This is a genomic window from Streptomyces sp. NRRL S-31, assembly GCF_000718775.1.
In the GTDB taxonomy this organism is placed as follows: Bacteria; Actinomycetota; Actinomycetes; order Streptomycetales; family Streptomycetaceae; genus Streptomyces.
In genome coordinates, this window is record NZ_JOCB01000005.1 from 22,013 (window position 1) to 44,242 (window position 22,230).

The following is a 22,230-nucleotide window of genomic DNA, read 5'->3' on the forward strand; positions in this document are numbered from 1 at the left end:
AGCACTCCGTGGGCGTGACCGGGCCCCGTGCGGCCGATGCGCCGGGGGCGGAGAACGGTGGACGAGGGGCGGCTCGGGCGACCGGTTGTATGCCTCGGGTGAGGGCAGTGGGATGATGACCCCGCCATGACTGCCCCCCACCCGCGCACGGCGCGTCCCGGAGCCGGGCTCCGGATCCTGCGGGCCGCGGCGTTCGCCGCGGTCTGCGTCGCGCTGGCCGCGTGCGGGCACGCCCTGGCCTCCTGCGCGGGCGTGCCGCTGTGGACGCTCGGCGCGGGCTTCCTCGGCTGCCTGCTGCTCGTGGTCCCGCTCGCCGGGCGGGCCCGCTCGCTGCCGGGCATCGCCGCGCTGCTGGCCCTCGGCCAGACCGTGCTGCACACGCTGTTCGGACTGGGCCAGCACGGGGCCGCGATGGTGTCGGCCGCGATGCCGGCGGGTCCGGCGGCCACCGGGTCCACGGGTGCGGTGCTGAGCGACAGCGCGCTGGTCGAGCGGGCCACCCGGCTGGTGTGCGGTTCGACCCCGGTCTCGCTCACCCCCGGCCACGCCTTCCGGCTGCTGCTCGACGCCCGGCTCATAGACCGTTCCGGCCGCCCGACGGGGGCCCTGGGCACCGTGGAGCACGCGCATGACGCCATGGGCACCACGGCCGGCCTGCTGCCGTCGCTGCCGATGCTGCTCGGGCACGTGCTCGCGGCCGTCGGCGCCGGCTGGCTGCTGCGCCGCGGGGACCTGGCCGTGCTGCGGCTGATCGAACTGTCGGCGCACGGAGTCGCGGAGGGAGCGCGCATGCGGTCCCTCCGCGCCGCCTTCGCGCTGGCGCGCGCCCTGGGTGCCGGGCTGCTGCCCGTCGCCGGGCCCGGCCCGCGCGGCCGGCGCCCCGACCGGGACGACACCCCGGCCCCGCACACCGCCGTCCTCCAGCACACGGTGATCCGGCGCGGGCCGCCCGCCGCGTTCCTCCTCGCCGCCTGACACGACGCGACCACCACTCCAGCCGAACCGGGAACGGAAGAGCCGGACGGGAGGGCCGCCGTCGTGCGGCACGCGCGCGTGCGCACACCGGCCCGGGCCACCACGAGTGACACGGCCCCCCGCACGCGTACTCCCGATCACCCACGGAACCCATCCGGACTGGAGTACTCCCGCCATGAAGGCATCCCGTATCGCCGCCGCGACCGTCGTCGCCGGCTCCGCCGTCCTCGCCCTGTCCGCCCCCGCCTTCGCGCACGTCACCGTGCAGCCCGAGGGCACCGCGGCCAAGGGCGGTTACGCGGTCGTGGACTTCAAGGTCCCCAACGAGCGCGACGACGCCTCGACCACCCGCGTCGAGGTCAACCTGCCGGCCGACCACCCGATCGCCTCGGTGATGGCGCAGCCGGTCCCCGGCTGGAAGGTCGCCGTCACCCGGTCCAAGCTGGCCAAGCCGCTGAGCGCGCACGGCGAGAAGATCGACGAGGCCGTCACCAAGGTCACCTGGACCGCGGACGGCAAGGGCATCGAGCCCGGCTACTTCCAGAAGTTCCCGCTCTCCCTGGGCGCCCTGCCGGACAACGCCGACCAGCTGGTGTTCAAGGCCATCCAGACGTACTCCGACAAGGAGGTCGTGCGCTGGATCGAGGTGCCGCAGGAAGGCCAGGACGAGCCGGAGAACCCCGCCCCGGTCCTGGAGCTGTCCGCCGCCACCGACGACGACCACGACACCGCGAGCGCGGCCGGCACCGCCGAGAAGACCGGCGGGACCGAGAAGACGGCCGCCGCCCAGGACTCCGGCAGCGGCACCGACACCACCGCGCGCGTGCTCGGCGTGGCCGGCATCGTCGTCGGCGTCGCGGGCGTCGCCTACGGCGTCCTCGCGGGCCGCCGCCGCACCACCGCCTGACCCTTTCGTTCCGCAGCGCGCACCGGGCGTCGTACGGCCCCGGCCCTCGATGCCGGGGCCGACCCCCGGTGCGCGCCGGAGTTCACACATCTGGGACATTTTTCTATGCGCAAGAAGACGTTCGCCGCGGCGGCGCTGCTCGCCGCCGCCACCCTGACCCTCTCCGCCTGCGGCACCGGGGACGCCGACAAGTCGCCGGTCGCCGTGGTCTCGGGAGGCTCCGACCAGGCCAGGGCCGCCACCGTCCTCGATCAGCCGTTCGCCAAGCCGGAGCTGACCCTGACGGACACCCACGGCAAGAAGTACGACCTCCGCGAGGAGACCAAGGGCCACCCGACCCTGGTCTACTTCGGCTACACGCACTGCCCGGACATCTGCCCCACGACGATGAGCAACATCGCCGTCGCCAAGAAGGCGCTGCCCAAGGCCGAGCAGGAGAACCTCCGGGTCGTGTTCGTCACCACCGACCCCGGCCGCGACACACCCGCCGAGCTGGGCAGGTGGCTCAAGGGCATAGACCCCTCGTTCATCGGCCTGACCGGTGACTTCGCCAAGGTGCGGACCGGCGCCCGGGCCCTCGGCATCTCCGTGGAGCCGACGACGAAGGACAAGAACGGCAAGCTCGTCTCCGTGCACGGCACCCAGGTCGTCGCCTTCTCGCCGAAGACCGACGCGGGTTACGTCCTCTACGGCGAGGACACCACGGTCGACGACTACACCAAGGACCTGCCCAAGCTCGTCGAGGGAGCCAAGCCGTGAGGCACCGTGCCGTGCTGACCGCGGGCGCGCTCACCGGCGCCCTGGCCCTCGCGGGCTGCTCCGGCTCCGGCGGGGAAGCGGACCGGGCCGAGCTGTCCGTCAGTTCCTCGTACATGCCCCAGCCGGTCTCCGCCGACATGGCCGCCGGCTTCCTGACGATCACCAACGAGGGCAGTGCCCGCGACGAGCTGACCTCGGTCACCAGTGACGCCGCCGGCCAGGTCACCATGCACAGCACGTTCGGCGGGGCCATGGCGGAGAAGTCCTCCTTCGACATACCGGCCCACGGCCGGCTCGTGTTCCGCAGCGGTGGCAACCACCTGATGTTCGAAGGGCTGAAGCGGGCGCCGAAGCAGGGCCAGACGGTCACCGTGAAGCTCACCTTCGCCCAGTCCCGACCGCTCACCGTCGAGATGCCGGTGAAGTCCGCCACGTACAACCCGTCGACCGGCCACTGAGGGAGGGACCACCGTGATCCGGACCATCGCCCCCCGGCTGCGGGTCCTGCTGCTGCTGTGCCTCGCCGTCTTTGGCGCGCTGCTGGCGGGAGCCGGACCGGCCTCCGCCCACGCGGCGCTGACCGGCAGCGACCCCGTGCAGGGGGCGGTGGCCGACAGGGCGCCCACCCAGGTGTCGCTCACCTTCTCCGAGCAGGTGGCGATGAACGACGACTCCGTGCGCGTCCTCGACCCCGGCGGCAGGCCGGTCCAGACCGGCAGTCCCGCCAACGTGAGCGGGACGACATACGCCGTGCAGCTCAAGAGCGGGCTGGCCAAGGGCACCTACACCGTCACCTACCAGGTCGTCTCCGCGGACAGCCACCCCGTCGCCGGCGCCTACACCTTCTCCGTCGGGGCGCCCTCGCAGACGGTCGTCCCCGGTACCGGGCCGGTCGCGGGCGGCGGTGCGGTGGGCGCGCTCTACGCGTTCGGGCGGTACGTGTCGTACGCCGGCTTCACCGTGCTCGTCGGCGGCGCGGCCTTCGTGCTCGCCTGCTGGCGGCGCGGCGCTGGGGTCCGGGCCCTCCAGCGGCTGGTCGTCGGCGGCTGGATCACGCTGACCGCGGCCACCCTGTGGCTGCTGCTCCTGCGCGGCTCGTACACCACCTCCGGCCGGTTCGCCGACGTCTTCGACCTCGGTCTGCTCGGCGAGGTGCTCCAGACCAAGACCGGGGCCGCGCTGGTCTCGCGGCTGCTGCTGCTCGCCGCCGCCGCGCTGTTCGTCGCCGTCCTCTTCGGCACCTACACCCGGCGCGAGGAGGGGACGGAGAAACGCGACCTGGCCTTCGGGCTCGCGGTCGGCGGCGTGGTCGTCGCGGCCGGGCTCGCCACCAGCTGGGCCATGGCCGAACACGCCTCCACCGGGCTCCAGCCGGGCATCGCCATGCCGGTGGACGTCGTCCACCTGCTGGCCGTCGCCGCCTGGCTGGGCGGGCTCACCGCCCTGCTGACCGCCCTGTACCGGGCACCCGCCGAGACCCCGGTCGAATCCGCCGCCGTGCGCCGCTTCTCCCGGCTGGCCTTCGGTTCCGTCCTCGCGCTCGTCGCCACCGGGGTGTACCAGTCCTGGCGGCAGCTCGGCTCCTGGTCGGCCTTCACCGAGACCCGCTACGGGCAGCTGCTGCTGGTCAAGATCGCGCTGGTGGCGGCACTGGTCGCCATCGCGGCGGTGTCCCGGCGGTGGACCGGACGGCTCACGGACCGGGCCGCCGACACCGGCACGGCGAAGAAGGCCCGGACCCGGAAGGAGAAGGTCCAGGCCCGGCGGGAGGAGGTCGCCGCCGCCAAGGCGCCCGCCGGCACCGGTGGCGGCACGGGCGCCGGCCACGGCTCCGACGCGGGGGACTCCCGCCGTGCCGCCCAGCTCGCCCGGCAGCGCGCGGCCGTCGACGCCGCCCGGCAGAAGCGGCTGCGCGACGCCGACCCGCACCGCTTCGGACTGCGCCGCTCGGTGCTCGCCGAGGCCGGTGTCGCCGTCGTACTGCTCGCCGTCACCACCGCGCTGACCCAGACCGAGCCGGGCCGCACCGAGCAGGAGGCCAAGGCGGCCACCGCCGCGCCCGCCGACTCCGGCCGGGCGTCGTCCGGCGCGCTCACCCTGGACATGCCGTTCGACACCGGCGGCACCGACGGCAAGGGCGTCGTCAGCATCGACCTCGACCCCGCGCGCGCGGGGTCCAACGAGATGCACGTGTACGTCCAGCGGCCCAACGGCCGGGCCTTCGACGTCCCGGAGGTGAAGATCTCCTTCACCCTGGAGGCGAAGAAGATCGGCCCGCTGACGATCGACCCCGACCACATCACCACCGGCCACTGGTCGGCGAACGGGGTGCAGCTCCCCATGGCCGGTGACTGGAAGGTCGCCGTCACGGTCCGCACCTCCGACATCGACCAGGTGACCGTCTCCAAGAACGCGCAGATCGGCTGACCCACACCATGCCCGACCAGTCCATCCCGCAAGCCCGCAGGCCCGACACACCGGTGGCCGAGCCCCCGTCCGGCACGAGCGGCATCTCCCGGCGCGCCCTGCTCGGCACCGCCGGCGCCACCGGGCTCGTGCTCGGCGCGGCCGGCGGTGCCGTGGGGTACGCCGCCGCGCCCGCCGCGGCCACCCCGCTGACGACGGTGGGCGCCGGCCGGGCGATGTTTCACGGGAAACATCAGCCCGGCATCACCGAGGGGCTCCAGGCGCGCGGCCATCTCGTCGCCTTCGACCTGGTGGCGGGTGCGGGCCGCAAGGAGGCGGCGGCCCTGCTGCGCCGCTGGTCGGCGACGGCCGCCCGGCTGATGGCGGGCGAGCCCGCGCCGCACGAGGACACCGGCGTGTCCCGGGACGCGGGACCGTCCTCGCTGACCGTGACCTTCGGCTTCGGGCACAGCTTCTTCGGGCGGACCGGTCTGGCCGCGCAACGGCCGAGCGCGCTGGACCCGCTGCCGGACTTCTCCTCCGACCGGCTCGACAAGAACCGCAGCGACGGCGACCTGTGGGTGCAGATCGGGGCGGACGACGCCCTGGTCGCCTTCCACGCCCTTCGCGCGCTCCAGAAGGACGCGGGCTCGGCCGCGCGGGTGCGCTGGCAGATGAACGGCTTCAACCGCACCCCGGGAGCCACCGCCCACCCCATGACCGCCCGCAACCTCATGGGGCAGGTCGACGGCACCCGGAATCCGAAGCCGGCCGAGGCCGACTTCGAGAAACGTATCTTCGTGCCCGCCACGGGCGAGCCCGCGTGGATGGCGAACGGCTCCTACGCCGTCGTCCGCCGCATCCGCATGCTCCTGGACGACTGGGAGAAGCTGACGCCCGCCGCCCAGGAGCAGGTCATCGGGCGGCGCAAGGCGGACGGCGCTCCGCTGTCCGGCGGCGGCGAGACGACCCCGATGGACCTGGAGAAGACCGATGCCAAGGGCGACTACGTCGTCCCGCTCGGCGCGCACGCCCGGATCACCCGGCCCGACCAGAACGGCGGCGCGGCCATGCTGCGGCGCCCCTTCTCCTTCCACGACGGGATCGACGCGGACGGCACGCCGGACGCCGGGCTCCTCTTCATCTGCTGGCAGGCGGATCCGCTGCGCGGTTTCGTGCCGGTGCAGCGCAAGCTCGACCGGGGCGACGCGCTGTCGAAGTACATCCGGCACGAGGCGAGCGGCCTGTTCGCGGTGCCGGGCGGAGCTGCGGAGGGCGAATACGTGGGACAGCGGCTGCTGGAGGGCTGAACCGGGTCCAAACCACCCGGACGAGTGGCATGTGAGCAGCACAGGCGCCGGGCCCGGCCGCGGCCATTAGGGTGAGGACCATGCCAGCGAGCTATGCCTATCTCGGTCCGGAGGGCACCTTCACGGAGGTCGCTCTGCGCACGCTCCCGGAGGCGGCCACCCGGGAGCTGATCCCGTACGTGTCGGTGCAGTCCGCGCTGGACGCGGTCCGGGCGGGCGAGGCCGAGGCCGCGTTCGTGCCGATCGAGAACTCCGTCGAGGGCGGCATCACCACCACCCTGGACGAGCTGGTCGCGGGGGCGCCGCTGTCGATCTACCGCGAGGTGCTGCTGTCCATCACCTTCGCGCTGCTGGTCCGGCCCGGCACGCGGCTCACCGACATCAAGACGGTCTCCGCCCATCCCGCGGCCCAGCCGCAGGTGCGCAACTGGCTGCGCGCGCACCTCCCGGACGCCGTGTGGGAGTCCGCCGCCTCGAACGCGGACGCCGCCCGCCTGGTCCAGGAGGGGCGCTACGACGCCGCCTTCGCGGGGGAGTTCGCCGCCGCCCGGTACGGCCTCGAGGCGCTGGAGACCGGCATCCACGACGCGGAGAACGCGCAGACCCGGTTCGTGCTGGTCGGCCGCCCGGCCCGGCCGGCCGCGCCCACCGGTGCCGACAAGACCTCGGTGGTGCTGTGGCAGCGGGACGACCACCCCGGCGGTCTGCGCGATCTGCTCGGCGAGTTCGCCTCGCGCGGCATCAACCTCATGCTGCTCCAGTCCCGGCCGACCGGCGCCGGCATCGGCAACTACTGCTTCTGCGTCGACGCCGAGGGCCACATCGCCGACCGGCGGATGGCGGAGGCCCTGATGGGGCTGCGGCGGGTCTGTCTCCAGGTGCGCTTCCTGGGTTCCTATCCGCGGGCGGACCTCACCCCGGGCGAGGCCCGGCCGACACTGCCGGGGACGTCGGACGAGGAGTTCGCGGTGGCGGCGGACTGGGTGGCGCGCTGCCAGGACGGCCGCTTCTAACAGTCGTACCTGCAGACGAACGTTATCCACAGGAGTTATCCACAGGTGCCCTTCTCGACCTGGGGACAAGTCGACAGCGTGGAGGCATCAGGTCGACAAATCGCCCTCCACCCCCCGGCCCGGAGCACCCTCCCGTGGGTTACCCGTAGTCCATCCGCCCCCTTCGGTTCATCTTCCAGGGGGCCGATTTCCACCCGAAAGTGGATGCCGGTGGGGTTTGCCCCGGGAATTGGCCGCCCTGATCACGGTGTGCGGAGTGATCAATTCCCGAATCCACAGCCCTTCCGCACAGCCTGTGGATAACTCTGCGGAAGCCGCACTTCTCTGTGGACAACGAAGCCGCCAAATCCCGTTCTCCACAAGGAAGTCCGGTCAACCGGCCGCCGGGCGCCTGCTCCGTCCCAGGGAGTGGGACACTTTTCCCTTGACGCACCGCGCCACGCTCGGCAATTACCGCACAACGGTACGTAAGCAGCGAATCCGAACTCACCGGAATAGTGATTCGTGAGCGCCCACCCCGCACCGGTAGCCTTGCCCTCGTGATTGACCTTCGCCTGCTCCGTGAGGACCCCGACCGTGTGCGCGCTTCCCAGCGCGCCCGTGGAGAGGACGTCGCGCTCGTCGACTCCCTCCTCTCCGCCGACGAGCGGCGCAGGTCCTCCGGCGTCCGCTTCGACGAGCTGCGCGCCGAACAGAAGCAGCTCGGCAAGCTGATCCCCAAGGCCACCGGTGACGAGAAGGCCGAACTGCTCAAGCGCGCCGAGCAGCTGAAGGCGGACGTCAAGGCCGCCGACGCCGAGCGCGACACGGCCGACGCCGAGACCCACGAGCTGCTGCTCCGGCTCGGCAACCTCGTCCACCCCGACGTCCCCGTCGGCGGCGAGGAGGACTTCGCCACGCTGGAGACGCACGGCACGATCCGCGACTTCGGCGCCGAGGGCTTCGAGCCCAAGGACCACCTGGAGCTGGGCCAGCTGCTCGGCGCCATCGACGTCGAGCGCGGCGCCAAGGTCTCCGGTTCCCGTTTCTACTTCCTCACCGGCGTCGGCGCCCTGCTGGAGCTGGCCCTGGTGAACGCGGCGATCTCCCAGGCCACCGCGGCCGGCTTCACGCCGATGCTGACCCCGGCGCTGGTCCGCCCGCAGTCCATGGCCGGCACCGGCTTCCTCGGCCAGGCGGCCCAGGACGTCTACCACCTCGACAAGGACGACCTGTACCTGGTCGGCACCTCCGAGGTCCCGCTGGCGGCCTACCACATGGACGAGATCATCGACGCCGACAAGCTGCCGCTGCGGTACGCGGGCTTCTCCCCGTGCTTCCGCCGCGAGGCCGGCTCGCACGGCAAGGACACCCGGGGCATCTTCCGCGTCCACCAGTTCGACAAGGTCGAGATGTTCTCGTACGTCGCTCCCGAGGACTCGCAGGCCGAGCACCAGCGCCTGCTGGAGTGGGAGAAGCAGTGGCTGACCTCGCTGGAGCTGCCGTTCCGCGTCATCGACGTCGCCTCCGGTGACCTCGGCGCCTCGGCCGCCCGCAAGTACGACTGCGAGGCGTGGATCCCGACCCAGGGCAAGTACCGCGAGCTGACCTCGACCTCGGACTGCACCGAGTTCCAGTCCCGCCGGCTGTCCATCCGGGTCCGCGACGGCAAGCAGGTCAAGCCGCTGGCCACGCTCAACGGCACGCTCTGCGCCGTACCGCGCACGATCGTGGCGATCCTGGAGAACCACCAGCGGGCCGACGGTTCCGTCCACGTCCCCGAGGTCCTCCGTCCGTACCTGGGCGGCCGTGAGGTGCTGGAGCCGGTCGCCAGGTGACCGGCTTCCCCTACCGGCTCGTCGCCACCGATCTCGACGGGACGCTGCTGCGCTCCGACGAGTCGATCTCGCGGCGCACCCGTGACGCGCTCGCCGCGGCCACCGCGGCGGGCGCCGCGCACATCGTCGTCACCGGCCGCGCCGTCCCCTGGACCCGGCACATCCTGGACGACCTCGGCTACGACGGCCTCGCCGTCTGCGGCCAGGGCGCCCAGGTGTACGACGCCGGCGCCCACCGCCTGCTGACCTCGGTCACCCTGGACCGGCAGCTCGCGGGCGTGGCCCTGGCCAAGATCGAGGCCGAGACGGGCCCGCTGTACCTGGCGGCCAGCCGCGACGGACTCGACGGCGAGGTGCTGGTCGGCCCGGGCTACGCGGTCACCGGCACGCTGCCCGCGACGCCGTTCACGGACGCCTCGGACCTGTGGACGGCCCCGCTCAACAAGATCTACATACAGCACCCGACGCTCGGCGACGACGAGCTGGCGGAGGTGGCCCGGCGGACGGCCGGCGGCTTCGTCACGGTGGCCATGGCGGGCGAGGGCATCGTGGAGCTGCTCCCGCTCGGCCTGTCCAAGGCCACCGGGCTGTCCCTGGCGGCCCGCCGGCTGGGTCTGAAGGCCGCCGACACGATCGCCTTCGGCGACATGCCCAACGACATCCCGATGTTCGCCTGGGCGGCCCGGGGCGTGGCCATGGCCAACGCCCACGCGGAACTGCGCGCGGTGGCCGACGAGGTGACGGCCTCCAACGAGGAGGACGGCATCGCCGTGGTGCTGGAGCGGTTGCTGCCGTAGCCCACGGGCCGGACGGACGGGACGGGACGGGACCGCTGTGGCCCGCCCGGACAGGACGGAACCGCTGTGCCCGTCCGGGCCGGCCCGCTCCGGGCCGGTTACTCCTCGCCCGCCAGCGTCAGCGACCGCAGCTTCCGGCCGGCGTACCAGGTGGCCAGGACGGTCACCGCCACCAGCAGCACGGTGGCCGTCACCAGGCTCACCTCGGAGGTCACCAGGTCCCCGCCGGCGACCTTGTGGGCGACGGCCAGCGACCACTGCTGGACGCTCAGCGTGCGCGCGCCCGGCACCAGGGAGCCGAACAGCGCCTCCCAGACCAGGGCGTAGACCAGCCCGAAGACCACCGCGTGCCGGGAGACCGTGCCCAGCAGCAGGAACAGCGCCGAGTAGGCGATGGAGGAGACGAGCGCGGCGACCGTGTAGGCGACGGCGATCTGCTGGCCGTTGCCGTTCAGGATCAGACCCGCGATCAGGGTCGGCACCGCGGAGAAGACCATGGTCACGGCGATCGCGACGATGAGCTTGGTGAAGATGATCGTGGGCCGCTTGAGCGGCTTGGACAGCAGATAGACGACGGAGCCGTCGTCGATCTCCGGGCCGATCGCGCCCGTGCCCGCGATGACACCGATGATCGGCACCATGGTGGCGAGCGCGAAACCGCCGAGCACGTCGGACGCGGTCTGGTCGTCGGCGCCGGTCAGGGCGCGCACGGCCACGGAGATCACGAGCAGCAGCAGCGGCAGCGCGCCGAGGATGAGGGCCCGGCGACGGCCGAGCAGGGCCCGGTAGGTGAGCCGGGCGACGGTGGGGTCGTACATCTTCGGCCTCCTACGCCGCGACCAGGTACGAGAAGACGGACTCCAGGGACTCGTCGGACGGCGAGACCGTGAACAGCCGGATGCCGTGGTCCCTGGCGACCTTCGGCAGCAGGGCGGTGAAGCGGCCGAAGTCCACGGCCTGGACCCGCAGGGCGCCCTCGGCCACGTCGACCTCGATGCCGGCCGTGGACGGGTCGGCGATCAGCGCCGCGGCGAGGGCGCGGTCGTCGCTGGAGCGCACCAGGTAGCGGTGCGGGCGGTCGGTCATCAGACGGCGGATCTTGCGGAAGTCGCCGCTGGCCGCGTGCCGTCCGGCGACGACCACCTCGATGTGCCGGGCGAGCTGCTCGACCTCTTCGAGGATGTGCGAGGAGAACAGCACGGTGCGGCCCTCGTCGCCCATCTTCCGCAGCAGGTCCATCAGCTGCATGCGCTGGCGCGGGTCCATGCCGTTGAACGGTTCGTCCAGCAGGAGCAGCGACGGGTCGTGCACGAGGGCGCTCGCCATCTTCACGCGCTGGCGCATGCCCTTGGAGTAGGTGGCGATCCTCCGGTCCTGCGCGTACTCCATCTCGACCGTGGCGAGGGCGCGCCGGGCGGCCTGGTCGCCGAGGCCGTGCAGCTCGGCGTTGGCGACGACGAACTCGCGTCCGGTGAGGAAGTCGTACATCGCCTCCCGCTCCGGGACGATGCCGATGGTCCGGTAGATCGCCTCGTTGCGCCACACCGGCTCTCCGTCGAGGGTGACGGTGCCGGTGGAGGGGGCGAGGAAGCCGCCCATCATGTTGATCAGGGTGGACTTGCCCGCGCCGTTCGGGCCGAGCAGGCCGGTGACGCCGGGGCCGATGGTCATGGTGATGTCGTTGACGGCGACCACGTTGCCGAACCAGCGGGAGACGTGGTCGAGGGAGAGCGTCGTCACAGTCCCACCTTCCGGTAGCGGCGGATCAGGAGGCCGTAGCTGGCGGCGATCAGGCCCAGGACGGCCAGGACGAAGACCACGCCCTCGCCGGTGGACGGGCCGGACCCGCCGGGGAAGGCGGAGCTGCCGCCGAGGAAGGCGGACTGCACGCCGTCGATCAGGGTGATCGGCGAGAACAGGCCGATCCACGGCACGGCGCCGGTGCTGCCCCGGGTGTCGGCGATGGCCTGGAGGGTGGAGACGGCGCCGTAGGAGATGGTCAGTACGGCGATCACGGCGGCGATGCCGAACCCGCGGCGCGGGGTGAAGGCGGCGATCACCAGGCCGATGCCGGCGAAGAGGGTCGAGAGGAGGGCCACGGCGACCAGTCCCTGTGCGCATTCCTTCGTCTGGTGGGCGAAGTCCATCTTGGCCAGCAGCGCGCCCACGTACATCACGAGCAGGGGCGCCGCGGTGAGGACGAACAGCGCCGAGGCGAGCGCCGCGAACTTGGCGCGGACGTAGTCGGCGGTCTCGATGGGCCGCGAGAAGTACAGCGGCACGGTCTTGAAGCGCAGGTCGCGGGAGACGGCCTGGGGCGCCTGGGAGGCGACGTACAGGCTGATCACGGCCTGCATGACGATGGCGTACCGGGTGTAGGACAGCGGCAGTTCGTGCGCCTTGGTGGTCACGGCGACGGCCACCATGATGGCGGCGGGCACGCACATCACCGCGAACAGCAGCATCGGCAGCACCTTGGACTTCACCGAGCGGCCGAGGCCGTAGGCGCCGCGCAGGGACTGCGAGTACAGCGAGCGGCGGGCGTAGGAGCGGCCGAGGCGGGGGCCGTCGTAGCCGCGGTAGCCGATGTCGTGGATGCGGGACCGGTCGCCGGCGGGCGTCGCCGGGGGATGCTCAACCGCCATGGCCGACGGCCTCCTTCCGCTCTTCGTCGCCGCCGGTGAACACCTCGGAGATGTGGTGCCGGCGCTGCTCCATGCGGACCAGGCCGAGGCCGAGGTCGGCGACCACGTCCCGGACCAGGTCGTACGTCTCCTCGCCCGTGGCGGTCAGCAGCAGGATGTGACCGGCGCCGGGCAGGCCGCCGGCCTCCGTGTGGGTGTCGGCCCCGCGCGCGTGCAGCGCGTCGCGGACCGCGCGGGTGCCGTCGGGGTGGGTGTCGCTGTCGGTGACCTCGATCGCGAGGGTGGTCGTGGTCTGGGTGAAGTCGGTGGTGGAGCTGGAGCGCAGCAGCTTGCCGCCGTCGATGACGACGACGTGGTCGCAGGTGCGTTCCAGCTCGCCCAGCAGGTGCGAGGTGACCAGGACCGAGATGCCGAAGTCGCTGTGGATGCGGCGGATCAGGCCGAGCATCTCGTCGCGGCCGACCGGGTCGAGTCCGTTGGTCGGCTCGTCCAGGAAGACCAGCTGCGGGTCGTGCACCAGGGCCTGGGCGAGTTTGACCCGCTGCTTCATGCCGGTCGAGTAGCCGCCGATGGGTCGGTAGCGCTCCTCGTACAGCCCCACGTGGCGCAGGGTGTCGGCGGTGCGCTCGCGCGCGGCGGCCGGCGGCAGGCCGGACATGCGGGCCATGTGCACGACGAACTCGGTGGCCGAGACGTCCGGCGGCAGGCAGTCGTGCTCCGGCATGTACCCGACCCGCTCACGGATGGCGGCGCCCTTGGTGGCGACGTCGAGGCCGAGCACCGCGGCCCGGCCCTCCGTGGCGGGGGACAGCCCCAGCAGGATCTTGATCAGGGTGGACTTGCCGGCGCCGTTGGCCCCGACGAGTCCGGTCACACCGGGCCCGATGTCCATGGACAGCCGGTCGAGCGCGGTCACCCGGGGGAACCGCTTGCTCAGGCTTTCGGTCGCGATCACAGTCACATCGACGACGGTAGTGATGCCGGCCACGTCCGTCGTCAGACCTCAGAGCCGTTTCCTCGTCCGACCCAGGTAGTACGGAGCCCTAGGGGGAGTCGTTTGGCTCAGCACGGGTCCGCCCTGATCCAAACAAAACCCTGGGGGACCCCCTGCCCGGGGCTCATCGCGCGTCGCCCACAGCGTGCGCCCGCCCTATTGACGCGGCCTCTAACAACTGCCAGGGTCACCGGAGGCAGAAGTTACTGACACGTACCGGGGACGACGGGACGGGACGGGCATGACGACGGCAGTGAGCAGGGCACCCTCCTCCGTGGACCTGAGCGGGTTCCGGCGGGTCCAGCGCCTCGCCTACGAATGCGCGGAGGCGGTCGCGGCCCGCCTGGAGCCGGGCGTGACCGAGCGCGAGGCGGCCCGGATGCAGCGGGAATGGCTGCGCGAGCGCGGTGTGCGCGACTGGTTCCACCTCCCCTTCGCCTGGTTCGGGGACCGCACGGCGTTCGTGGACTTCCGCATCCCGCTCCAGTTCTTCCCGACCGACCGCGCCCTGGAGCCGGGCATGCCGTTCATCCTGGACATGGCGCCCGTGTACGAGGGACACACGGCGGACATCGGCTACTCGGGCTCGCTGGGCGTGAACCCGGTGCAGGACCGGCTGATGGCCGACCTGGAGGCGCACCGGGAACTGATCCTGCGCGAGGTGCGCGAGCGGCGCCCGCTGCGGGAGATCTACCAGGACGTGGACCGGCTCATGGTCCGCCAGGGGTACGCCAACCGGCACCGCGCCTACCCCTTCGGGGTGATCGCCCACAAGGTGGACCGGGTACGGCAGCGCCGCTGGTCGCCGAGGCTGTTCGGGTTCGGCACGCAGTCCCTGAAGGGCCTGGCCGCCGACGCGCTGCACGGCCACCGCGAGGGCTGGTCGCCGCTGTGGTCGCCGTACCGCTTCTCGGACCATCCGCCGCGGCCGGGCCTGTGGGCGGTCGAACCGCACCTCGGATTCCGCGGCACCGGAGCGAAGTTCGAGGAGATCCTGGTGGTCACCGACTCCCGGAACGCCGAGGAGAGCGCGTTCTGGCTGGACGACGATCTGCCGCACGTGCGGCGCTGGGCGGAGGAGAAGTGACACTGCGAGGCGCGCGTGAGCGCTGGGTGCGGACCGGCGGGGTCGAGCTGTGCGTGGCCGAGCTGGGCGACCCGAAGCAGCCGACGGTCGTCCTGGTGCACGGCTACCCGGACAGCAAGGAGGTCTGGTCGGAGGTCGCGGCCCGTCTCGCCGACCGCTTCCACGTGGTCCTGTACGACGTCCGGGGCCATGGCCGCTCCACGGCACCGCGGCCGCTGCGCGGCGGCTTCACGCTCGCCAAGCTCACGGACGACTTCCTGGCCGTCGCGGACGCGGTCAGCCCGGACCGGCCGGTGCACCTCGTCGGGCACGACTGGGGCTCGGTGCAGTCCTGGGAGTTCGTCACCGTCGGCCGCACCGAGGGCCGGATCGCCTCGTTCACCTCGATCTCCGGGCCGTCCCTCGACCACTTCGGGCACTGGATCAACGCGCGCGTGAAGCGTCCGACGCCCCGACGGGCGGGCCAGCTCCTCGGCCAGGGCGCCAAGTCCTGGTACGTCTACCTGCTGCACACCCCGGCCCTGCCGGAGCTGGCCTGGCGCGGACCGCTCGGCAGGCGCTGGCCGGAGATCCTGCGCCGGATCGAGCGGGTGCCCGGCGGCGACTACCCGACCTCCTCCCTGCCCGCCGACGCGGCCCACGGCGCCTGGCTCTACCGGGACAACGTCCGCCCCCGGCTGCGCAGGCCGCGCCCGGACGCCTACGCGCACGCGCCCGTGCAGCTCATCACGCCCCAGGGGGACGCGTTCCTCTCGGAGCGGCTCTACGACGACCTGGAGCGGTGGGTGCCGCGACTGACCCGCCGCACGCTGCCGGCCCGGCACTGGGTCCCGCGCACCCGCCCCGACCAGGTGGCCTCGTGGATCGCGGAGTTCGCCGGGTCCGTGGAGGGCGGCCGGCCCGCCGAGCGGCCCACCGGCCGGCACGCCGACCGGTTCGCCGGGCAGCTGGTACTGGTCACCGGCGCGGGCAGCGGCATCGGCCGGGCGACCGCCTTCGCCTTCGCGGAGGCCGGCGCACGGGTGATCGCCGTCGACCGCGACGCCGAGGCCGCGACCCGCACCGCCGAGCTGTCCCGGCTCGTCGGCGCCGCCGAGGCATGGGCCGAGACGGCCGACGTCTCCGACGAGCAGGCCATGGAGAAGCTGGCGGAGAAGGTCCACCGCGCGTACGGCGTGCTGGACGTGCTGGTCAACAACGCGGGCATCGGCCTGTCGGGCTCCTTCTTCGCCACGACGACCGACGACTGGCGCAGGGTGCTGGACGTGAACCTGTGGGGCGTGATCCACGGCTGCCGGCTGTTCGGGGCCCGCATGGCCGAGCGCGGCCAGGGCGGCCACATCGTGAACACCGCCTCGGCCGCGGCGTACCAGCCGTCCCGTGCCCTGCCGGCCTACAGCACCTCCAAGGCGGCGGTGCTGATGCTCTCCGAGTGCCTGCGCGCCGAGCTGGCGTCCCAGGGCATCGGCGTCACGGCGGTCTGCCCGGGCATCGTCAACACCGGCATCACCTCAACGGCCCGCTTCGCCGGCGTCGACGAGGCGGAGCAGCGACGCCGTCAGCAGCGGTCCGCCCGGCTGTACGGGCTGCGCAACTACCCGCCGGAGAAGGTGGCCGACGCCATCCTGGACGCGGTGGTCCAAAACAAGGCGGTGGTCCCGGTCACCCCGGAAGCCCGGGGCGCGCATCTGCTCGCCCGGTTCGCGCCGGGGCTGCTGCGGAGGGTGGCGCGGGTGGAGCCGAGGTTGTGAAACCCACGCCCGTTGTCCACAACTTCGCCAAAAATCCTGTGGATAACCGCACTTGGCTGTGGATCAAACCTCCGTCCGGGAAAACCCGCGTGATCTGCGTCTCCCACCCGGTACGGCCGCGTGCGTGCGCACCGTGACCGCCTCCCCCGCCGCCGGCGGCGCCGCTTACGCTCGGGGACATGAGTCTGCGTCTGAGCACCGTGATCCTCCCGTACCGCCGCTGGCACGAGGGCGCCCGTTCGGCGTGGGTGCGCGCCGAGCAGCTCGGCTTCCACACGGCGTACACCTACGACCACCTGTCCTGGCGCAGCTTCCGCGACGGCCCCTGGTTCGGTGCCGTGCCGACCCTCACGGCCGCCGCGGCGGTCACCGACCGGCTGCGCCTCGGCACGCTGGTCACCTCGCCCAACTTCCGCCACCCGGTGACCCTCGCCAAGGAACTGATCTCCCTGGACGACATCTCGGGCGGCCGGGTCACCCTCGGCATCGGCGCGGGCGGCACCGGGTTCGACGCGACCGCCCTCGGCCAGGAGCCGTGGACGCCGCGTGAGCGCGCGGACCGGTTCGCCGAGTTCGTGCCGCTCCTCGACCGGCTGCTCACCGAGGACGCGGTGTCGTACGAGGGCCGGTTCTACTCGGCCCACGAGGCCCGGAACATCCCCGGCTGTGTGCAGCGCCCCCGGCTGCCGTTCGCCGTGGCGGCCACCGGACCGCGCGGTCTCGCGCTGGCCGCGCGGTACGGCCAGGCGTGGGTGACGACCGGTGACCCGAAGCTCTACGAGTCCGGTACGCCGGAGCAGTCCGTCGAAGCCCTGCGCGGCCAGCTCGGCAAGCTGTCCGAGGCGTGCGGGGCCGCCGGGCGGGACGCGGCCGAGCTGGACAAGGTCCTGCTCACGGGCTTCACCCCGGACCGCGGCCGGCCGCTGGAGTCCCTGGACGCCTTCGTGGACTTCGCCGGCCGCCACCGGGAGCTGGGCTTCACCGAGATCGTGATCCACTGGCCCATCCCGGACTCCGACTTCGCCGCGGACGAGAAGGTCTTCGAGCGGATCGCCGTGGAGGCCCTGGCGCAGCTGGACTGACGGCCGCACCCAGCCGGGGGCCGGGGCCTCCGGCGCCGCCTTCATGTCCGCGGGGGGCGCCGGCCCGGGCGCCGGGGGTCCGTAGGGTTGTGACGGCCCTGGGCTCCGTGGGATGACGCGTCGGGCGACTGTCCCGGGACGTCGGATGTGTCTCATCTGTGCGCTCTCGTGCACGGCCGTGCGGAGGGCTGCGCGAGAATGGCCGGGTGACCTCAGCGACCAGACAGCCCGGGACCCCTGCCGCCGCCCTGCCGGCGCGGCTGATCGCCACCGACCTCGACGGCACTCTGCTGCGCGACGACAAGTCCGTCTCGGCACGGACCGTCGCCGCGCTGGCCGCCGCCGAGGAGGCCGGGATCGAGGTCTTCTTCGTCACCGGCCGGCCGGCCCGCTGGATGGACGTGGTCAGCGACCACGTCCACGGTCACGGCCTGGCGATCTGCGGCAACGGCGCCGCCGTGGTCGACCTGCACGGCGACCCCGGAACCCACCGGTTCGTGATGGTCCGCGAGCTGGCCCGGGAGAACGCCCTGAACTCCGTACGGCTGCTGCGCGAGGCGGCGCCCGGCACGGTGTTCGCGGTCGAGCAGACCTACGGCTTCCACCAGGAGCCGGGCTATCCCAAGCTGCACATGGAGATACCCGACAACCTCATGGACGCCGGGGAACTCCTCGCGCCCGACGGCCCGTGCGCGGCCCAGTCCGTGCTGAAGATCCTCGCCTACCACCCGACCCTCGACCCCGACGCCTTCCTCACGCTGGCCCGCCTGGCGGTCGGCGCCCACGCCAACGTCACCCGCTCCAGCCCCAGCGCCCTGCTGGAACTCAGCGGCCCCGGCGTCTCCAAGGCCAGCACCCTCGCGCTGTGCTGCGCCGAGCGCGGTATCTCGCACGAGGAGGTCGTGGCCTTCGGGGACATGCCGAACGACGTCGAGATGCTGACCTGGGCCGGCCAGTCCTACGCGATGGGCAACGCCCACCCGGACGTCGTCGCCGCCGCGTCGGGCCGTACCGTCGCCAACAACGACGACGGGGTGGCGGTGGTGATCGAGCGGATCCTCGCCGACCGCATGCGGTAGACACCCGCGCCGTCCCTGAGGCACCCGGTCCCGGCGGGCCGTACGGGCACCGCTCACCGCACTCCGGCCGGTGCCTCCGCCTCGGCCTCCCGCGCCGCCATCTCCCGCAGGGGACCGTCCTCGGCCCGCAGCCGCTCGTACGGCCCTCGCTGCACCACCCGGCCCGCGTCGAGCACGATCACCTCGTCCACCGCGTCCAGCCCGGCCAGCCGGTGGGTGATCAGCAGCGTGGTACGGCCCTCCGTCGCGGCCAGCAGATCGGCGGTCAGGGCGTCCGCCGTCGCCAGGTCCAGGTGCTCGGCGGGCTCGTCCAGGACCAGCACGGGGAACCCGGCCAGCAGCGCGCGGGCCAGCGCCAGCCGCTGCCGCTGTCCGCCGGACAGCCGTGCCCCGTGCTCGCCGACGAGCGTGTCCAGGCCGTCCGGCAGCGAGTCCACCCAGTCCAGCAGCCGGGCCCGGGCCAGCGCCGCGCGCAGGTCGGCCTCGGTCGCGTCCTTCCGGGCCAGCAGCAGGTTCTCCCGCACCGAGCTGTCGAAGAGGTGCGCGTCCTGCGCGCACAGTCCGACGAGCCGCCGTACGTCGTCCCCCGCTAGGGCGCACGCGTCCACCCCGGCCAGGGTGTACGAGCCCGCCGCCGGGTCCAGGAACCTCAGCAGCACCTGCGCGAGGGTCGTCTTGCCGGCCCCGGACGGCCCCACCACCGCGATCCGGCGCCCCCGCTCCAGTGTCAGGTCCAGCCCGGCGAGCGCCTCCTGCCGCTGCCCGGCGTACCGCGCGACCACACCCTTGACGACCACCGGGAACGGCGAGACCGGCGCCTGCCGGGGCGACTCGGGCTCGTGTACGGGCTCGGCGGCGTCCAGGATCTCGTACACACGCTCCGCGCTGCGCCGCACCCGCTGCCGGTACCGCACGGCGAGCGGCAGCCCCAGGACGGCCTCGAAGGCGGCCAGCGGGGTGAGTACCACCACCGCCATCGCCACGCCGTCCAGCCGGCCGTCCGCCACCGCCCGGACGCCCAACACCGCGGTGGCCGCGACGGTCAGCCCGGAGATCAGCGCGGTGAGCCCGTCCCCGAGCCCGGTGACGGCGGCGGCGCGCGCGGCGATCCGGGTGAGGGTGCCGTCGGCCCGCCGGGCCGCGGCCGCGCGGGCCGGCAGCGCGCCGGCGACGGTCAGCTCGGCGGTGCCGGTGAGCAGGTCCGTCACGCGGGTCGCCAGTACTCCCCGGGCGGGCGCCAGCCGCCGCTCGGTCCGCCGGGCCGCGGTCGCGGTCAGCAGGGGGACGCCGGCACCCGCCGTCAGCAGGCCCGCCGCCAGGGCGGCACCGGCCTCGGGCAGCAGCCAGGCCGTGAAGCCGACGGACACGGCGGAGACGGTGAGGGCGGCTCCGGCGGGCAGCAGCCAGCGCAGCCAGTAGTCCTGGAAGGCGTCCACGTCCGCGACCAGCCGGGTGAGCAGATCGCCGCGCCGGGCGCCGCGCAGTCCGGCGGGGGCCAGGCGCTCCAGACGCCGGTAGACCGCGACCCGGGTGTCGGCCAGCATCCGCAGGACGGCATCGTGCGACAGCAGCCGTTCGGCGTAGCGGAAGACGGCCCGCCCTATCCCGAAGGCGCGGGTCGCGGTCACGGCGACCATCAGATACAGCACCGGCGGCTGCTGCGAGGCCCGCGAGATGAGCCAGCCGGAGGTGGCCATCAGCCCCACGGCGCTGCCCAGCGCCAGACCGCCCAGTGCCAGGGCACCCACGAGCCGGCCGCGCGATCCCCGGCCGAGCCCGCGGACCCGGGCCAGGACACCGCGCCCGCCCCGGGGCGCCCGTCCCGCCGGAACGCCGGCCGGTTCGGCTTCCGGCCCGCCGGACCCGGTCCCCGCCGGGTCGCTTCCCGGCCGCGCGGACCGGGTATCGGGAACTCCACCGGGGGCACCGCCGGGCTCCGGCTCCCCTGTCGGCTCGGTGCCGGTCAGCCGCACCACCCTGTCGGCCACCGTCAGCAACGCGGGCCGGTGGACGACGAGCAGGACCGTGCGCCCGGCCGCGAGCCTGCGCACCGCCGCCACGACATCCGCTTCCGTCGCCCCGTCCAACGCGGCCGTCGGCTCGTCCAGCAACAGCACCGGCCGGTCCGCGAGGAACGCCCGGGCCAGCGCGAGCCGCTGCCGCTGCCCCGCCGAGAGCCCCGCCCCGTCCTCCCCGAGCAGGGTGTCGACGCCCTCCGGCAGCGCCGCCACGAAGTCCCAGGCGCCCGCGTCCCGCAGCGCCCGCCGCACCGCGCCGTCGTCGGCCCCGGGCCGGGCCAGCCGCACGTTCTCCGCGACGGTCCCGGCATACAGGTGCGGTCGCTGCGGCACCCACGCGATCCGGGACCGCCACTCCTCCAGGTCGAGCCCGGCGAGATCGGCGCCCCCGATCAGCACCCGCCCCTCGGCTGGCCGTACGAACCCCAGCAGGGCGCTCAGCAGCGTCGACTTGCCCGCCCCGCTCGGTCCGACCAGCGCGACGGTCTCCCCGGGGCCGACGCTGAACGACACCCCGGTCACCGCGTCCGACGAACGCCCCGGATACCGGACGGTCACGCCCTCGAAGGCCACGGAGCCCGCGGGCACCGCAGCGGTGCCCGACCCCGGCACCGGCGTCTCCAGCACGGTGAAGATCTCCTCCGCCGAGGCGAGCCCCTCCGCCGCCGCGTGGTATTGCGCCCCCACCTGCCGCAGGGACAGATAGGCCTCCGGCGCCAGCACCAGGATCATCAGCCCGACGTACAGGTCCATCTCGCCGTGCACGAGCCGCATCCCGATCGTCACGGCGACCAGCGCGACGGACAGCGTGGCCAGCAGCTCCAGCGCGAAGGAGGAGAGGAAGGCGATCCGCAGCGTGCGCAGGGTGGCCTGCCGGTACTCACCGGTGATCCGGCGGATGGACTCGGCCTGCGCCTTGGCCCGGCCGAACACCTTGAGCGTCGGCAGTCCCGCGACCACGTCCAGGAAGTGGCCGGACAGCCGGGACAGCAACCGCCACTGACGGTCCATCCGGGACTGCGTCGCCCAGCCGATCAGCACCATGAAGACCGGGATCAGCGGCAGGGTGCCGACGATGATCGCCGCCGACACCCAGTCCTCGGTGACGATCCGCGCCAGCACCGCCACCGGCACGACCACGGCGAGTCCCAGCTGCGGGAGGTAGCGCGAGAAGTAGTCGTCCAGGGCGTCGACCCCGCGCGTGCCGAGGGTGACGAGCGAGCCGGTGTGCTGACCGCTGAGCCATCCCGGACCGAGTGCCGCCGCCCGGTCCAGAAGCCGTCCGCGCAGCTCCGACTTCACCGCCGCGCTCGCGCGGTGGGCGGCGAGTTCGGTGAGCCACGCGACCAGCGATCGCCCCACGGCCACGGCGGCCAGCAGCACCAGCGGAGTCCGCAGGTCGGTGACCGACTGCCCGCGCTGGAACGCGCCGACGACGATCTCGGCGACGAGCATCGCCTGAGCGATGACCAGCCCGGCACCCACGGCCCCCAGACCGACGACGGCCGCGAGGAAGAGACGGGTGGCGCGGGCGTACCGCAGAAGCCGTGGATCGATTGGTTTCACGTGAAACATGCCCTTCGGTCCAGA

Annotated in this window: 18 protein-coding genes; 13 read left to right on the plus strand and 5 right to left on the minus strand. The window is 73.2% G+C overall.

What is annotated here, in order from left to right; translation table 11 throughout:
- Nucleotides 1-126: 126 nt before the first annotated feature.
- From IF37_RS0103535 to IF37_RS0103575, 9 genes are all read left to right on the plus strand, one after another.
- A complete protein-coding gene (locus IF37_RS0103535; RefSeq protein ID WP_030735902.1) occupies nt 127-975 on the plus strand; it encodes a hypothetical protein in 849 nt (282 codons plus the stop codon).
- Nucleotides 976-1,150: 175 nt separating this feature from the next.
- Complete coding sequence (locus IF37_RS0103540; RefSeq protein WP_030735904.1) at nt 1,151-1,882, plus strand: YcnI family protein; 732 nt, start codon at nt 1,151-1,153, stop codon at nt 1,880-1,882.
- A gap of 105 nt (nt 1,883-1,987) precedes the next feature.
- Nucleotides 1,988-2,641 (plus strand): SCO family protein, encoded by a 654-nt coding sequence (locus IF37_RS0103545; RefSeq protein ID WP_030735907.1) that lies wholly within the window; start codon nt 1,988-1,990, stop codon nt 2,639-2,641.
- Entirely contained in the window at nt 2,638-3,099 is a 462-nt protein-coding gene (locus tag IF37_RS0103550) for a copper chaperone PCu(A)C (RefSeq protein ID WP_030735910.1), read from the plus strand. Before IF37_RS0103545 ends, IF37_RS0103550 begins: the two co-directional genes overlap by 4 nt.
- Before the next feature lie 13 nt (nt 3,100-3,112).
- Nucleotides 3,113-5,068, plus strand: a complete 1,956-nt coding sequence (locus tag IF37_RS0103555; protein ID WP_030735913.1) for a copper resistance CopC/CopD family protein — start codon at nt 3,113-3,115, stop codon at nt 5,066-5,068.
- Between the two features lie 8 nt (nt 5,069-5,076).
- Entirely contained in the window at nt 5,077-6,357 is a 1,281-nt protein-coding gene (gene efeB / locus IF37_RS0103560) for an iron uptake transporter deferrochelatase/peroxidase subunit (RefSeq protein ID WP_030735916.1), read from the plus strand.
- Nucleotides 6,358-6,437: 80 nt separating this feature from the next.
- A complete protein-coding gene (gene pheA, locus IF37_RS0103565; RefSeq protein ID WP_030735919.1) occupies nt 6,438-7,370 on the plus strand; it encodes a prephenate dehydratase in 933 nt (310 codons plus the stop codon).
- A 539-nt stretch (nt 7,371-7,909) separates the two neighbouring features.
- The gene (gene serS, locus IF37_RS0103570; protein ID WP_037855564.1) at nt 7,910-9,187 is read left to right on the plus strand and encodes a serine--tRNA ligase; all 1,278 of its coding nucleotides are present in this window, start codon (nt 7,910-7,912) and stop codon (nt 9,185-9,187) included.
- A complete protein-coding gene (locus IF37_RS0103575; RefSeq protein WP_030735925.1) occupies nt 9,184-9,984 on the plus strand; it encodes an HAD family hydrolase in 801 nt (266 codons plus the stop codon). Before serS ends, IF37_RS0103575 begins: the two co-directional genes overlap by 4 nt.
- Nucleotides 9,985-10,082: 98 nt before the next feature.
- On the opposite strand, the gene IF37_RS0103580 is transcribed toward IF37_RS0103575, so the two are convergent.
- From IF37_RS0103580 to IF37_RS0103595, 4 genes are read right to left on the minus strand one after another with little or no spacing between them, the layout of a single operon-like run.
- Nucleotides 10,083-10,802, minus strand: a complete 720-nt coding sequence (locus IF37_RS0103580; protein WP_030735928.1) for an ABC transporter permease — start codon at nt 10,800-10,802, stop codon at nt 10,083-10,085.
- Between the two features lie 10 nt (nt 10,803-10,812).
- Nucleotides 10,813-11,724: an ABC transporter ATP-binding protein gene (locus IF37_RS0103585; protein WP_030735931.1), complete on the minus strand. Its 912-nt coding sequence runs from the start codon at nt 11,722-11,724 to the stop codon at nt 10,813-10,815.
- Entirely contained in the window at nt 11,721-12,629 is a 909-nt protein-coding gene (locus IF37_RS0103590; RefSeq protein ID WP_030735934.1) for an ABC transporter permease, read from the minus strand. The genes IF37_RS0103585 and IF37_RS0103590 overlap by 4 nt, the downstream gene beginning before the upstream one ends.
- The gene (locus IF37_RS0103595; RefSeq protein WP_030735937.1) at nt 12,619-13,584 is read right to left on the minus strand and encodes an ABC transporter ATP-binding protein; all 966 of its coding nucleotides are present in this window, start codon (nt 13,582-13,584) and stop codon (nt 12,619-12,621) included. The genes IF37_RS0103590 and IF37_RS0103595 overlap by 11 nt, the downstream gene beginning before the upstream one ends.
- A 280-nt stretch (nt 13,585-13,864) precedes the next feature.
- On the opposite strand from IF37_RS0103595, the gene IF37_RS0103600 reads away from it, so the two are divergent.
- From IF37_RS0103600 to IF37_RS0103615, 4 genes are all read left to right on the plus strand, one after another.
- Nucleotides 13,865-14,710: a M24 family metallopeptidase gene (locus IF37_RS0103600; RefSeq protein WP_030735940.1), complete on the plus strand. Its 846-nt coding sequence runs from the start codon at nt 13,865-13,867 to the stop codon at nt 14,708-14,710.
- Nucleotides 14,707-16,461: an SDR family oxidoreductase gene (locus IF37_RS0103605; RefSeq protein WP_030735943.1), complete on the plus strand. Its 1,755-nt coding sequence runs from the start codon at nt 14,707-14,709 to the stop codon at nt 16,459-16,461. Before IF37_RS0103600 ends, IF37_RS0103605 begins: the two co-directional genes overlap by 4 nt.
- A 179-nt stretch (nt 16,462-16,640) precedes the next feature.
- Nucleotides 16,641-17,543 carry an LLM class flavin-dependent oxidoreductase gene (locus IF37_RS0103610; protein ID WP_030735946.1) on the plus strand — a complete coding sequence of 301 codons (903 nt, stop codon included), beginning with the start codon at nt 16,641-16,643 and terminating at the stop codon, nt 17,541-17,543.
- Nucleotides 17,544-17,749: 206 nt separating this feature from the next.
- A complete protein-coding gene (locus IF37_RS0103615) occupies nt 17,750-18,622 on the plus strand; it encodes an HAD-IIB family hydrolase (protein WP_030735949.1) in 873 nt (290 codons plus the stop codon).
- A gap of 53 nt (nt 18,623-18,675) precedes the next feature.
- Here IF37_RS0103615 and cydD read toward each other — a convergent pair whose 3' ends face one another.
- Entirely contained in the window at nt 18,676-22,206 is a 3,531-nt protein-coding gene (gene cydD, locus IF37_RS0103620) for a thiol reductant ABC exporter subunit CydD (RefSeq protein ID WP_030735951.1), read from the minus strand.
- Nucleotides 22,207-22,230 lie beyond the last annotated feature (24 nt).

What these genes read in the sequence shown, in the direction of transcription:
- IF37_RS0103535 (WP_030735902.1), top strand. Translation starts at nt 127, where the DNA reads ATGACTGCCCCCCACCCGCGCACGGCGCGTCCCGGAGCCGGGCTCCGG.
- IF37_RS0103590 (WP_030735934.1), bottom strand. Translation starts at nt 12,629, where the DNA reads ATGGCGGTTGAGCATCCCCCGGCGACGCCCGCCGGCGACCGGTCCCGC.
- IF37_RS0103580 (WP_030735928.1), bottom strand. Translation starts at nt 10,802, where the DNA reads ATGTACGACCCCACCGTCGCCCGGCTCACCTACCGGGCCCTGCTCGGC.
- efeB (WP_030735916.1), top strand. Translation starts at nt 5,077, where the DNA reads ATGCCCGACCAGTCCATCCCGCAAGCCCGCAGGCCCGACACACCGGTG.
- IF37_RS0103540 (WP_030735904.1), top strand. Translation starts at nt 1,151, where the DNA reads ATGAAGGCATCCCGTATCGCCGCCGCGACCGTCGTCGCCGGCTCCGCC.
- IF37_RS0103545 (WP_030735907.1), top strand. Translation starts at nt 1,988, where the DNA reads ATGCGCAAGAAGACGTTCGCCGCGGCGGCGCTGCTCGCCGCCGCCACC.
- IF37_RS0103600 (WP_030735940.1), top strand. Translation starts at nt 13,865, where the DNA reads ATGACGACGGCAGTGAGCAGGGCACCCTCCTCCGTGGACCTGAGCGGG.
- pheA (WP_030735919.1), top strand. Translation starts at nt 6,438, where the DNA reads ATGCCAGCGAGCTATGCCTATCTCGGTCCGGAGGGCACCTTCACGGAG.
- IF37_RS0103610 (WP_030735946.1), top strand. Translation starts at nt 16,641, where the DNA reads ATGAGTCTGCGTCTGAGCACCGTGATCCTCCCGTACCGCCGCTGGCAC.